Origin of the sequence: Candidatus Chloroploca mongolica (genome assembly GCF_004762035.2) — a bacterium.
In the GTDB taxonomy this organism is placed as follows: Bacteria; Chloroflexota; Chloroflexia; order Chloroflexales; family Chloroflexaceae; genus Chloroploca; species Chloroploca mongolica.
In genome coordinates this window covers 1-14,228 of record NZ_SIJK02000008.1, presented here as the reverse complement: position 1 = coordinate 14,228, position 14,228 = coordinate 1, and the positions used below count along the sequence as shown (strand labels likewise).

The following is a 14,228-nucleotide window of genomic DNA, read 5'->3' as shown; positions in this document are numbered from 1 at the left end:
GCTATGCTAGGTTGGTGGTCAATGCAAGCAAGATTCTTGGGGCCGCAGGCCCCGTTGTATGCAATACAAGTCGCTAAAAGCGTTGTATACTTAGGCTGAAGATGTCCAGGTCGTCCTGCTTCCTGTAGGCACAAAGGTCTGGCGTTGATGGGATCTGCCCGGTGCTCCCCTCACCCTCTCCTCAACCGTTCACATGTTACCCGGTCGACCAGAAGACAGCCAGAGTTTGAGATGTTGTAGGCCGCTTTCATTTCTGCAAGGCCCTGATAGGAGGTTGTGATGAAGTCGAGCAGATGGTTTTTGAGTAGACAGGTAGGGAAGTTCGGCTGGCTGATGCTCGTGATCGCAATGGTGGCGCTGAGTGGATGTGGGGCTGCGATCCCTGGTGCTACCGGGCCAACCGCTGTGCCCACCGAGGCCCCAACAAGCGAACCCCCAACAAGCGAACCCCCAACAGTTGAGCCAACCCCTGAGCCTGCTCGTGGCCTTGGTTCGCTGACTGATGCGCAGCAAGCGGTCATTCAGATTGAAGCTCAGGGAACGTTTGTTTCGCCAGATGAAGGTATGCTCTTCAATCTAGCCGGGCGTGGTTCTGGTTTTATCATTGATGAGAGTGGCATTGCGGTCACGAATAACCACGTGGTTACTGGGGCGGCGTTGCTCAAGGTCTTTGTCAATGGTGAGAGTCGTCCACGCAACGCGCGTGTCCTTGGGGTGTCGGAATGTTCCGATCTGGCCGTGATCGATATTGAAGGTGAGGGCTTTCCTTACCTCGATTGGTACGACGGCGATCTGCAAGTTGGTCTCGATGTGTTTGCGGCTGGCTATCCGCTTGGCGATCCCGAGTTTACGCTGACCCGTGGCATTATCTCGAAGGCACGTACCGACGGTGAAACAAGTTGGGCTTCGGTTGATAATGTGCTCGAACACGATGCGACGATCAATCAAGGCAATTCGGGTGGGCCGTTGCTGAGCGAAAGTGGTCTGGCGATTGGCGTCAATTATGCCGGTCGCTCGGATACAAACCAGTACTTTGCGATTTCGCGTGATGAGGCCCTGCCGCTGATTGAGAAGATGCGCAATGGTGAGGATGTCACGTCGATTGGGATTAACGGTGAAGCCTTTAGCAATGGCTTCGACTCGGGCATCTGGGTCTGGTCGGTCAAGTCGGGCTCGCCCGCCGATAATGCCGGGGTCAAACCAGGTGATATCATCACCAAGCTCGAACGGCTCGTGCTGGCGACGGACGGTACGATGACCGACTACTGCGATATTCTGCGCAGCCGTAACCCGAGCGATACCCTGGCGATCGAAGTTTTTCGTAGTGATACGCAGCAGGTGCTTGAGGGCCAGATCAACGGACGCGAACTCGAAGAGACCTTCTCGTTTGCGCGCGATGAGAATATTCCTGGTGTTCAGGATGGTGGCTCGGCCACTTATGATGGCTACGAGCAGATTACCGATGCCAACGAGCTTTTGATCGTTGAAGTGCCTACCTCGTGGAGCGATGTTTCGTCGGGCACCTGGAACTTTGCTGGCCGTGAACTGGAGCGCAGCGTTGGCATGACGGCTGCCCCTAATATTGATGCGTTCATCAATACCTGGGATAGCCCTGGCGTCTTTATTGGAGCCTCGCAGCAACTCGCGCAAGAGATGAATGTCACCGATCTGCTTGATCAGAACGCCTTCAGTCAGAGTTGTACCTACGAAGGCCGTGACGACTATAGCGATGGCCTCTACACCGGCTTCTTCGACACCTGGACAAACTGTGGTGGCACCGATACGGTCTTGATCGTGGTCGGCTTTGAACCAGAAGATGGCTCATTCCTCGGCCTGGTGCAGGTACAGGTGGTGACGGAAGCGGATCTCGAAGCACTTGATCGTATCCTTGATACGTTTATCGTGGTTGGCGAATTGTAAATTTTACTGTTTATTTCATCTAAGTGGGTCTCAACGGCCAGCATGCGCTGGCCGTTGAGACCCACTTATGCGTCTATGACATGGTTTCAAAAGGGTCGGATCAGCTTTCCTCTCGACGTGGAGTGCCGACTTCAGTCGGCTGAGCGGGAAGCCAACTGATTATTGATGAGTCTTGAAGGAGGCTTCGCACAGGGGCGTAGACGTGTGCTACAATCTAGCCGTGGCGATGCGCTTTGTGGCGTAATGAAATGGACAAAGGAGCCCGACAGTATGAATGGTTTCCGCATTGAGAAGGATTCGCTCGGTGAGATGCAAGTTCCGGCTGATGCGCTCTATGGGGCGCAGACGCAACGCGCCGTGCTCAATTTTCCGGTAAGTGGTCAGCGCCCCTATCCAGCGTTTGTCTGGTCGCAGGCCATGATCAAGCGGGCGGCGGCTGAAGTCAACCGTGATCTCGGCTTGCTCGAGCCGGAATTGGCCGGGGCGATTATCCAGGCTGCCGATGAGGTGCTTGCCGGTACATGGCAGAATCAGTTTGTCGTTGATCCTTTCCAGGCCGGGGCCGGTACGTCCCACAATATGAATGTCAACGAGGTGATTGCCAATCGGGCCAATCAGATCCTCGGGTTTGCGCTCGATGACCCCAAGAAGCCGGTCAATCCGAATGACCACGTCAATATGGCGCAGTCAACCAACGATACGATCCCGAGCGCGATCCGCCTCGGGTGCCTCTGGCGCTTGCCCGAGTTGCTCGCCGCCATTGATGATCTGGCTGATGCGCTCGAAGCCAAGGCTGCCGAGTTCGACGATGTGGTCAAGTCGGGTCGTACCCACCTGCAGGATGCCGTGCCGGTGCGCCTTGGGCAAGAGTTTGGCGCCTATGCGCTGGCTGTCCGCAATGATATGGAGCGGATTGTGACCGCTGCTGAGCGGATGCGTCGTCTGGGCATTGGCGGGACGGCAACCGGTACCGGGCTGAATGCCCATGACGAGTACCATCAGCGCATGGTTGACAAGTTGAGTGAGTTGACCGGACATGGCCTGCGTTCCTCGGGCAATCTCTTTGAGGCGATGCAGAGCATGGCTGATCCGGCAGATTTCTCGGCCAGTATGCGGACGCTCTGTGGGACGCTCGTGCGCATCGCCAACGATTTCCGCATGCTTAGCTCGGGTCCGGCGACGGGCTTTGACGAGATTCGCCTGCCTGCGGTGCAGCCTGGCTCAAGCATCATGCCTGGCAAGGTCAATCCCGTGCTGGCCGAGATGCTCAATATGGCCTCTTTCCACGTGCAGGGCTGTGACCTGACGGTCAATCTCGCTGCGCAGGCCGGGCAACTCGAACTCAACGTGATGATGCCGATCATTGCCCATAATCTCTTTGAGATGATGCATGTCTTGATTGGTGCGATCAATGCCTTTACGACCAAGTGTGTAGTCGGCATTACCGCCAACCGCGAAAAGGCCGAAGGCTGGCTGGCCAAGAATGCCATCCTGGTGACGGCGCTCAATCCGGTGATTGGCTACAACAACGGTGCGGCGGTCGCCAAGGAGGCGATGGCTTCGGGCAGGACGATCAAAGAAGTTGTCGTCGAGAAGGGTTTGCTCTCGGGCGACGAGGTTGACAAGCTGATTGATGCGCGTAAACTGACCGAAGGTGGTATCCAGGGCATTGCTGCCGCTGGGTAATGCCGGGGCCAGGCCCCCGGCGGGGGCCAAAGCATCCGCCCCCACAACCTCGTGCTATGGCGCGAGGTTGTGGGGGCGGATGCTTTGGTCCTACTAGCGCCGTTTGCTGAACAGATAGACGAAGAATCCCCCGACGACAATGCTCCAGAAGTTGATCAGGCGGTCGAGCAGCGTAATCGCGATCCCCAGGCTCTGTTCAATGCCAAAGAAGAGCAGCACGACCGTGATCGCCCCCTCCACAACTCCAAGCCCGGCAGGCGTAATCGGCAGGGCCGTCAAGAGCGATGAAGCGAGCGCCACAAAGATGATCGCCGAGAGCGAGAGCCCCGAGACGGCTGGGCCAAAGGCTTCGATCACAAAAAAGAGTCGGAACCCTTCGAGCATCCAGATCATTCCGGTAAAGAGGATCAGGCGTGGCAAGACGGTTGGCTTGAACGAACTGAGTGCAGCGTGCTCGAAACGGTCATAAAACTGGTGCATGCGCTGCGGGATGATCTTGCGCACCACTGGCCCGAGCCAACGCATCCCGGCGAGCCCAGTCAGAATGGCGACCACCAGGATGGCCCCGAAGCCAAAGATGAGTTGCGTGCCTTCGGGCATGTGGACGCCAAAGGTAAACCAGGCCGAAATAAGGAGGAGCAAGAACAGGCCCAGCATATCGAGCAAGCGCTCGGCAAAGATGGTGCCAAAGGCCGACGAGAACGAGACGCGCCCGTTATGCTTGAGTAGATACCCCCGATACGCATCACCAAGCTTAGCAGGTACGATGCAGTTGGCAAACCACGAGAGATAGATATATTCCATCAACGCAGGGAGTGAGGCCCAGTCATGCCGTCCTTCGTGCACAGGAACCCCCGCATTGCCCAGTAAGAGCCGCCAGCGCAAGGCCCGCATGGGGAAGGTCAGATAAAAGATGAGAAAGCCGAGCACGAGCATCCATGGATTGACCTGTCGGATATATTGCCAGGTCTGGCGAATGTCAATATTCAGCCCCGAAAAGACAAAGACCACGATAGCAATCGCGAGGCCAAATGAAATCAGGGTGCGTGGACTGCGTAGCCGATCCCAAAGGACAAAGCCCTTCTGCTCGACTTCTGCTTCGTCGGGCAGCGCATCTGATGTAAAATCAGACCCTTCCTCATTGGTGTTGCTCTTATCAATCATCAACTCAATTTACCCCTTGTGCTGTCGCGCTTCGCTGCCACTTCGCCACCTTCATCTCGTGCATCTCAACGCTCATACAACCAGTTTCTACCCGCTGGCACCCGATCTGGCGCTGGTTGTGACGTGCCGAGGCCATGCCATTCAACCAGGACAAGCAACGCCCAGATGGTACCGAGCTGCAGGCCCATATTCAGGACATGCAGATGTTCAAACAGATTATGGGCCGCCACGGCCCCCACGACCCCGACGCTTCCCGCTGCAATTCCCTGCCAAAACCAGCCCTCGGCCGTTTGTACCGCACGCACCGCCTGAACGATCACCATCCCAATGAGAATCAAGTAGGCTGTCAGACCAATAATACCCGCTTCGGCGGCAATATGTAAATAGTAATTATGGGCATGACCACGGGACACATACCAGGGCCGAATACTGATCGGACGTTCCCCCGGACGCGGCGAGGCTTCATACGCAATGCTGTAGTTACCCGGCCCAACCCCGGTCAGCGGGTAACGTTCCAGCATATGCCAGGCTGCTTGAAGATGCGCCATGCGTTCGACCACCGCAAAATTTGCCGGGGTAATGGCCACCCCCCGGGCATCAAAGAGGCGCAGATTATTGGTCAGACTCGCGATTCGCTGGGTGAAGGTCGCTGGCAGCACCCCTCCCCCGCCGAGCAGGGCCAACCCGATCAATCCAGCGGCCGCAACCAGGGCCAATTGCCGCACCATGCGCCGGAGTTGGGCAGGCAGCATGATCACGGTCGCAACCCCCAGGGCCAGCGTACCCCCGACGGCCCCGATCCAGCCCCCCCGCGAGAAGCTTGCCAGCAAGCCGGCCACCAGCAAACCGCCGGCAAGCCCAGCCCCTGTCAGGGCCACCAGGGCTGGCAGCCGCCTTGCCCCACGCATCAACCCGACGATGGCAAAGAGAGCCATGCCTACCGCCAGCGGCCAGGCCTGGTTCAGATAGCCCGCAAATGAATTGGGTTGACCTATCGTACCATATGCACGCACTCTTCCGCCACCAATCGCAAAACTTGGCGGCCCGAGACCATACCAGTATTGAACGAGGCCAACGAGCGCCGTTGCAGCCGGGGCAATCAGCAAGGCGGCCACTAGGCCCCAGATGCGCCAGCTAACCCCGGCCCATCCCCGGTCTTCGCGCAGGCGCACCGGATCGAGGATCAGCAGGCCAAAAAGATAGATCAAGGGTACCGTGGCCCAGCGCACGACTTCACGCAGCGCCTCGCTACGGTTGTAAGGTGTTCCCACTGCCGATAGCGCGAGTGTCCAGACAAACAGCGCCAGTGGGGGCAAGAGCCGCCCGAAGCGCTGGGGATCATCAGGCCGGATCAGCGTATGCAGGGCAAACGCCCCGATCATCAGCACGAGGGCTGTCTGGGTCAACGAAAGCCCGCCTGGCAACACCAGCAATTCTTGTACAGGTACCGAGAGGATCGCCAGATAGAGGATCCAGACCGGATTAACCACCGCCAGGGTCATGGCAAGCAGAACAAAGAGCAACAATGCTGCGGTCGCAAAAGGCAGCAGGGCGAGCGCGAGCGCACTGCTGCCGACCACCGACCAGACTACAACCTTGAACCACGGATGCGTCATACCATCAAAGCCATTGTCCCGCGTGCGCTAGATCTCATTGCGGCGGTGCAATTCCTCCCGAAACCAGGGAATCGTCAAAGCCAGGCCCTCACTCAACGTTACCTGTGGTTCCCACCCGAGAATGCGTCGCGCCTTGCTAATATCGGGCTGGCGTACCTGTGGATCATCCAGTGTCCGCAGATCTTTCGTCACGGTCCCTGCCTCATTGCCGGTCAGTTCATTGACAATCCCGGCAAACTCCTTGATCGTAAATTCGCCCGGATTGCCAATATTGACCGGTTCGGCCTCATCAGAAAGAAGCAACCGATAGATCCCCTCGACCAGATCGCTCACATACTGAAACGAGCGGGTCTGCATCCCATCACCATAGAGGGTCAGGGGTTGGCGTTTGAGGGCCTGGGCAATAAAATTGGGTACGACTCGTCCATCACGCAGACGCATCCGGGGGCCATAGGTATTAAAGATGCGCACAATGCGTGTCTCGAGGCCGTGGTAGGTATGATAGGCCATGGTTATCGCCTCAGCGAAGCGTTTGGCCTCATCATAGACCCCACGAGGCCCGACCGGATTCACATGACCATAATAGGTTTCGGGTTGCGGATGCACCTGTGGATCGCCATAGACCTCAGAGGTTGACGCGAGCAGGAAACGGGCCCCCTTATCGCGGGCGAGACCGAGGGCTTTATGGGTACCGAGGGCACCGACCTTCAGCGTCTGAATCGGCAATTCCAGATAATCAATCGGTGACGCAGGCGAGGCAAAGTGCAGAATCGCATCAAGCGGGCCGGCGACATAGATGTAGTTGGTAACGTCGTGTTTGATAAAGCTGAAACGAGCATGATTGGCTAGATGGGCAATATTATCAGTTGTTCCGGTGATCAGATTATCCATCCCGATCACCTCATGGCCCTCGCTCAAAAACCGGTCGGATAGATGGGATCCGAGAAAGCCTGCCGCACCGGTAATTAACACACGCATCAGACCCGCTCCTCTCTTAGTAGGCACCACGCCCCCCGATCACTGCCGGGATTACCATCAACATAATACGGATATCCATGCTGACCGACCAGTTTTCGGCGTAATAGATATCGAGCCGCACCTGTTCATCAAACGACATATCGCTGCGCCCGAGGGCCTGCACAATGCCAGCGCAGCCAGGCATTACTTCCAGGCGGCGGCGATGCCATGGTTCATAGCGTGCGACTTCGTCCGGCAGGGCCGGGCGAGGCCCGATCAGGCTCATCTCACCACGGAGCACATTCCAGAGCTGGGGCAGTTCATCGAGACTGCTACGGCGCAGGAAGTGTCCGATCCGGGTAATGCGGGGATCGTCGCGCATTTTGAAGAGCGGACCATCGGCATCATTGTGGTGTGCCAGTTCAGCTTTGCGCGCCTCGGCATCAGGCACCATGGTACGAAACTTATAGCAATTGAAGATCGTGCCCCCTCGTCCGACGCGTTGCTGGCGAAAGATCACTGGCCCATGTGAGTCAAGCCGCACCAGCAGGGCCACAAGCGCCCCGATCATCAGGATCACAGGTGCAAGGGCAAGTACAAGGGCGACATCCATCACCCGTTTAATCGTCAGATTAATACCCTGCAACCGGATCTCTTTGGGCCGCAAGAGGGGCACGCCACTGAGTTGATGCAGATCAACTCGATCAAAACTGAGTTGATAAAAATCGGGAGCAAGCAGATACTCGACCCCGAGGCGCTCACAGATCATGACGAACTCGGGCAACCGTCCCTGTTCCCAGAAGGGCAGTGCAAGAATGACCTGTTGCGAGTTGCTTGCGCGGATCGCCTGCTCGAGGTCATCAAAATCACCCAGGTGCCGATAGACGCGAGTCGCCCGTCCATTTTCAACGACCGGACGATCATTGAGATAGCCAGCGAGCGCATAGCCAAGGCCCGGCGAACTCACGATACCATTCATCACATCCTGGCCGAGTCCGCTTCCACCGACCACGAGTACCCGTTCTTGACCAATCCCGCGTGACCATTGCCAGTGCTGCACTCCGGTACGGATGACACGCCACACCGAGAGGAGCAGGATGATCGTTGCCCCGGTAAAGGCAAAGATCAGCCGTGAATAGTAAAAAGGCTTATAGAGAAAGACGACCACAATCAGGAAGGCGATCACCGTGAGGGTACTGCTCACAATAATGCCTATTTGATCGAGCAAACTGAGGCGAGGAGATAGCTGATAGAGCCCACGCCGACCAAACTGGAAGGCAAGCAACACCATCATAGGTAAAAAAATTGGCAAAAAAGCCTCAAATTCGACCTGATTCTGAGTTGCTACTTCTGAAACAATGCGGTCAAAAGGTTCAGGCCAGTTTGCCGTATAACGCAACCAGTAGGCAAAAACCACACTCGTGAGAATCAGGGCCAGATCCCAGAGCAACATCCCGAGGGCGGTGAAATGTCGGCTGCGACGTATACTCTTTTGTTCAGTCTCCACAACCAGTGTCGGCCCGGTAGGGTGACGGATGCTTTGATCCATCCAGGCCTCCTGTCTTCGGGTTTACACCCGCTCACTCAACATCTTCGCTGGAAAAAAACCAGCGTAGCTGGTTTTTTTCCAGCGAAGGCAAGATTATTGTACCATAGCTTCTCTGGCGCACCAGAGAAGCTACGAAGCGTCGCCTTCGGGCAGATCAGATGCTTGATTGGAACGGATTGACTCGAGGTAGACGGAAATCCCAGGGAGCGCAGCAATACACACCATCAAAACAAGCAAACCAAGCCAGGCCATACGTGTCCTTTTCTTCTCTACCACATATGAATGCTCTTCCAGGTGAACCCTACGTTGGGTCTACCTTCCCTGGAAGAGCAATCAGCAAACAGACGCGAACTTCGCATTTATACCACAGAATCAGCCTGCCGTGATCAGGCCGCACGTGCCGAGGCTGATTTGATCTCTTCGGTACCTTCGCTCGCATTCTCGATCTTTGCCACGGCGTCGCGTGGCACGACAACGCGGAAGAGGCTACGATAGACCTCCCAGCGGGCGAGGACTTCCGCGCCCCGCGAGCTTCCGGTCACCTCGACATGGCGGCGGATCAAGGTCTGTACCTGGGCTTCGTCACGGGTACTCATTGGGCGCAACTCGATCAACTGGGGATTGTAGCGTTGGGCAAAATGGCCGGCTTCATCGAGCACATAGGCAATGCCGCCCGTCATACCGGCCCCGAAGTTGCGTCCGGTACCACCGAGGATGACCACAACGCCACCCGTCATATACTCACACCCGTGATCGCCAACGCCTTCGACAACCGCAACCGCCCCCGAATTGCGTACGGCAAACCGTTCGCCTACCTGACCAGCGGCGTAGAGTTCGCCCCCGGTCGCGCCATAGAGCAGCGTATTGCCTGCGATCACATTTTCGTGCGAGGCAAAGCGAGCCTTGGGGTCAGGGGCAATGACGATGCTTCCTCCGGCCATGCCTTTGCCAACATAATCGTTGGCATCGCCAGTCAGGAGCAGGTCAACCCCGGGGGCATTGAAAGCCCCAAAACTCTGCCCGGCGCTCCCGCGGAGGTTGATCCTGATAGTGGACGGAGGCAGCCCTTTGTCGCCATAGATCTGCCCAATAGCCCCGGCCAACCGCGTGCCAACCGAGCGGTCGCGGCTATGAACCTGGTAGGTGAGCGTCACTGGCCCACGCGCAGCGAGGGCCGCACGGGTATCGTGCATAATGCGATCATTGAGGCTCTCGGTGGCTGGCAGGGGGTTGCGCTCGCCCCCATGCTTGAGCTCGGCCCCAGGAACGATGTGGGCGGTGCCAATCACCGGCGTCAGATCAAGCGAGTCGGGGCCAGCATGCCCGACCTGGCGCTGCCGGAGCAGGTTGCTGCGCCCGATGGCCTCGTCAAGCGAGCGCAACCCCAGGCTCGCGAGCCACTCACGCACTTCCTGGGCGAGATAGCGGAAGAAGGCCATGACCATCTCGGGTTTGCCTGGGAACTTCGAGCGCAGTTCGGTGCGCTGGGTCGCAATGCCTACGGGACACGTATTATTGTGGCAGGCGCGAGCCATAATGCAGCCCTCGGCGACCAGTGCGGCTGTCCCAAATGAATATTCGTCGGCCCCGAGCATCGCGGCGATCACCACATCACGCCCGGTCTTGAGGCCCCCATCTGCCCGGAGGCGCACGCGGCCACGCAACCCGTTGAGTACCAGGGTCTGCTGGGTTTCGGCGAGGCCTAGTTCCCAGGGCAATCCGGCATTCTTGATACTGCTGAGTGGTGACGCCCCGGTACCACCCGAGTGACCACTAATCAGGATCGTATCGGCATAGCCTTTGGCGACACCGGCGGCAATGGTGCCCACACCCGACGTTGCTACCAGTTTGACGGAAACGCGTGCGGCAGGATTGACCTGCTTGAGATCATAGATCAACTGGGCCAGGTCTTCGATGCTATAGATGTCGTGGTGGGGTGGGGGCGAAATCAAGGCCACGCCTGGCACTGTATGGCGAATCCGGGCGATCTCCTCATTGACCTTGTGGCCGGGCAGTTGCCCACCTTCACCGGGTTTAGAACCCTGCGCCATCTTGATCTGCAATTCACTGGCACTTGCGAGGTAGCCAGGGGTCACGCCGAAACGTCCCGAGGCAACCTGCTTGATCTTGGAATTGCGCTCGTCCTTGAGGCGTTCGGCATCCTCTCCACCTTCCCCCGAATTGCTTGCCCCACCGAGGCGATTCATCGCAATCGCCAGCGTTTCGTGGGCCTCACTACTGGTTGACCCGTGGCTCATCGCTGCCGTACTGAAGCGCTGCACAATCGCCTCGATTGACTCTACTTCATCAAGGGGCACCGGCGCACCAGCAGGCACAAACTCGAGCAAATCGCGCGGATCGGTGGCCGGACGACCGTTGACCAGATCGGCATAGGTACGATAGATCGCATAGCCTTCGGCACTCACCCCCGGACCGTGGCTATCGCCGTTCAGGGCATAGGGGTTTTTCGCGGCCTTCTGCAGTGCGTGTACCACCGGCGGACTAAAGGCGTGGTACTCGCCATCCTTCTTGTACTTGTAAAAGCCCGGATGTGGCAGGCTCATCAAGCCGTCACGCTCTTCAGACGCAAACGCCTTGCAATGGCGGGCACGCACATCTTGTTCAAGGCGGGCGAAGCCAATGCCCCCGATGCGCGTTGGTGTCCCGGTGAAGCAGACATCAACGAGGGCTTGTTCAATGCCGAGCGCCTCGAAGATCTGGGCACCGCAGTAGCTATCGAGGGTCGAGATGCCCATCTTGGACATAATTTTGAGCAGGCCTTTTTCGAGGGCCTTGATCACATTGCGTTCGGCTTCGAGGCCCAGCGAATGGGCACGCGGCGCGGCAATCAGCGGATCATCGGCCCCAATGGGGGCACTGGCGCGCTGCTTGACCGCATCGCGCTCGAGGGCGAGTTGGCGCACACTGGCCAGGGCGAGATACGGATTGACCGCCTCGGCCCCATACCCAACGAGACAAGCCAGATGATGCACCTCGCGCATTTCACCGGTCTCAGCCAGCAGACTACAGAGGGTACGCAACCCCGTCCGGATCAGGTGATGATGGACGGCACTCACGGCGAGCAGGGCTGGAAGCGGTGCATGCTCGGCATCAACGCCCTGATCGCTGACAATCACGACGGCAGCCCCGTTGCGCACCGCTTTTTCGGCGCTGGCACAGAGGTGCTCGACGGCCTGCTGCAACGATGCTCCAAGGGGCATCAGGGCTGACACCGTAGCTACGGGCAGCAGCGGATCGCCATTTGCCCGCAGCGCGGCGAGTTCGCGATCGGTCAGGATCGGCGAATTGAGTTCGAGCAGATGGGCGTGTTCAGGGGTGGCTTCGAGCAGATTGCGCCGACGACCAACCGCGACACTCAGCGACATCACGAGTTCTTCGCGGAGCGAGTCGATGGGTGGGTTGGTCACTTCCGCAAAACGCTGCTTGAAATACTGGAAGAGCGGGCGACCCAACTCAAACTCTGACAGCACCGCCGCAGGGGTATCATCACCCATTGAACCAACCGGCTCTTGCCCGGTGATGCCCATCGGCTTGAGCACGACATTCAACTCTTCGCTCGTATAGCCAAAGGCCTGTTGCAAGGGCTGGAGGGTTGCCGCCGAGGGATAGGGCAGCGCAGGCGTATCGCCTCCCGCATTGCGAACCTCTTCGGCCACCTGGGCCATCCGGCGCAAATGCTGCCCGACCCAGGCCTCGTACGGCTGCTGCTGGGCCAGATATTCCTTGACCTCCTCATCGGTAAAGAAGCGCCCGGTGGCTGTGTCGACGGCAATCATCTGCCCAGGGCCAAGCTTGCCCTTATGGACAACGCGCGCCTCATCAATGGCAACCGCGCCCACCTCAGATCCCGAGATCACCAGGCCATCATCGGTGATGATATAGCGGGCCGGACGCAGACCATTGCGGTCGAGGGAGGTTCCCACAATCCGCCCATCCGAGAAGGTCAGTGCCGCCGGACCGTCCCAGGGTTCAACAAGACATGCGTGGTACTGATAAAACGCACGGAGAGCCGGGCTCATATCAGGAATCTTCTCCCAGGCCTCGGGCACAAGCATCGCCAGCGCGTGGCGAACATCGCGCCCGGCGAGCACCAGCAACTCGAGCGTATTATCGAGCATCCCCGAGTCAGAGCCAGTATCATCAAGCACAGGATTGAGGGCTGACGGCCCATCGACGGCTACCTCAAGAAAATCGGCAGGCAGGTGCAGCACCGCCTGGCGAGCGTGCATCCAGTTGGCATTGCCCTGCACCGTATTGATCTCGCCGTTGTGCGAAAGCATGCGAAAGGGCTGGGCGCGCTCCCAGGTCGGGAACGTATTGGTCGAATAGCGCTGATGATAGACGGCCAGGGCCGTCTTCATGCTTGGGTCGCTCAGATCGGGATAAAACTGCTTTAGCGTCGTTCCCAGCAGCAGACCCTTATAGACCACAGTACGACACGAGAGGGAAGGGACATAGGCTGCGAGCCCCTCGCGGGCAAAACTCTGCTCCATTGCCTTGCGGGCAATAAAGAGTGTCCGTTCAAAAGCCAGTTCATCGAGCCCATTGGCCGAGACAATCAACGCCTGATCAATGGCTGGCATCGCCTCGCGGGCGCGTTCACCAAGTGCCTCGGGATCAACGGGCACCTCACGCCACCCAAGCAAACGGAGGTTATGGGCCTCGAGTTCGCAGGCAACCACCGCTCGTGCTGCTGCGTGGGCCTCAACGTCAGCCGGGAAAAAAAACATCCCCAGGGCAACTGTGGATGGATCAGCCCCGATATTCAGGCGTTGCAACTCACGTTGCACAAATTCGCGTGGAATCTGAATCAATACCCCTGCACCATCACCTGTCTTGGCATCATCTGCGACTGCCCCGCGATGCTCAAGATTACCCAACGCCTCAAGGGCCATCGCTAGAATCTCGTGACCAGGATGCCCATTAATCCGGGCAACAAAGCCGATCCCACAGGCATCACGCTCAAAGCGTGGGTCATACAGACTCTCAGTCACTCGCGCAGGGAGATTGTTCACGCTATTCACCTTACTAGTAGAGTGTCGAACCGTTGAAACGTTGGACCGAGGAAAAACCTACAAACAGGCGCTCGCCAAACTCAGATCACTGAGCAATTGACGAGCGCCATTGTCGCACTAGGATGTGGTAGTTTTGCCGGATAGTATTGTTGGCTACTATACAATGCATGCCAAAAGTTGTCAAGTCGTTTTGTACCTTTTGCACAACTCCCGTACAGGGGTTATGCAAAAGGGGGGGCGGCTCCAAAAATCATGCTTGTGCAGGCGAAAACGGCCAGCGAAGCTGGCCGTTTTCGCCTG

Annotated in this window: 7 protein-coding genes; 2 read left to right on the top strand and 5 right to left on the bottom strand. The window is 57.9% G+C overall.

Features of this window, described 5'->3' with window-relative positions:
- Positions 1-279 precede the first annotated feature (279 nt).
- Complete coding sequence (locus EYB53_RS06265; protein ID WP_135477356.1) at positions 280-1,920, top strand: S1C family serine protease; 1,641 nt, start codon at positions 280-282, stop codon at positions 1,918-1,920.
- Positions 1,921-2,190: 270 nt separating this feature from the next.
- On the top strand, positions 2,191-3,606 hold the full coding sequence (locus EYB53_RS06260) for an aspartate ammonia-lyase (RefSeq protein WP_167857285.1): 1,416 nt from the start codon (positions 2,191-2,193) through the stop codon (positions 3,604-3,606).
- Between the two features lie 93 nt (positions 3,607-3,699).
- On the opposite strand, the gene EYB53_RS06255 is transcribed toward EYB53_RS06260, so the two are convergent.
- The 5 genes from EYB53_RS06255 to gltB form a co-directional block, all read right to left on the bottom strand.
- Positions 3,700-4,770: a lysylphosphatidylglycerol synthase transmembrane domain-containing protein gene (locus EYB53_RS06255; RefSeq protein ID WP_135477354.1), complete on the bottom strand. Its 1,071-nt coding sequence runs from the start codon at positions 4,768-4,770 to the stop codon at positions 3,700-3,702.
- Positions 4,771-4,835: 65 nt separating this feature from the next.
- Positions 4,836-6,386, bottom strand: coding sequence for an O-antigen ligase family protein (locus EYB53_RS06250; protein ID WP_135477353.1), 1,551 nt, complete (start codon positions 6,384-6,386; stop codon positions 4,836-4,838).
- Positions 6,387-6,413: 27 nt separating this feature from the next.
- Positions 6,414-7,364, bottom strand: coding sequence for a UDP-glucuronic acid decarboxylase family protein (locus tag EYB53_RS06245; protein ID WP_097653864.1), 951 nt, complete (start codon positions 7,362-7,364; stop codon positions 6,414-6,416).
- Positions 7,365-7,380: 16 nt separating this feature from the next.
- Positions 7,381-8,892: a sugar transferase gene (locus EYB53_RS06240; protein ID WP_135477352.1), complete on the bottom strand. Its 1,512-nt coding sequence runs from the start codon at positions 8,890-8,892 to the stop codon at positions 7,381-7,383.
- A 386-nt stretch (positions 8,893-9,278) separates the two neighbouring features.
- On the bottom strand, positions 9,279-13,928 hold the full coding sequence (gene gltB / locus EYB53_RS06235; RefSeq protein WP_135477351.1) for a glutamate synthase large subunit: 4,650 nt from the start codon (positions 13,926-13,928) through the stop codon (positions 9,279-9,281).
- Positions 13,929-14,228 lie beyond the last annotated feature (300 nt).

What these genes read in the sequence shown, in the direction of transcription:
- EYB53_RS06265 (WP_135477356.1), top strand. Translation starts at nt 280, where the DNA reads ATGAAGTCGAGCAGATGGTTTTTGAGTAGACAGGTAGGGAAGTTCGGC.
- EYB53_RS06260 (WP_167857285.1), top strand. Translation starts at nt 2,191, where the DNA reads ATGAATGGTTTCCGCATTGAGAAGGATTCGCTCGGTGAGATGCAAGTT.
- EYB53_RS06255 (WP_135477354.1), bottom strand. Translation starts at nt 4,770, where the DNA reads ATGATTGATAAGAGCAACACCAATGAGGAAGGGTCTGATTTTACATCA.
- EYB53_RS06250 (WP_135477353.1), bottom strand. Translation starts at nt 6,386, where the DNA reads ATGACGCATCCGTGGTTCAAGGTTGTAGTCTGGTCGGTGGTCGGCAGC.
- EYB53_RS06245 (WP_097653864.1), bottom strand. Translation starts at nt 7,364, where the DNA reads ATGCGTGTGTTAATTACCGGTGCGGCAGGCTTTCTCGGATCCCATCTA.
- EYB53_RS06240 (WP_135477352.1), bottom strand. Translation starts at nt 8,892, where the DNA reads ATGGATCAAAGCATCCGTCACCCTACCGGGCCGACACTGGTTGTGGAG.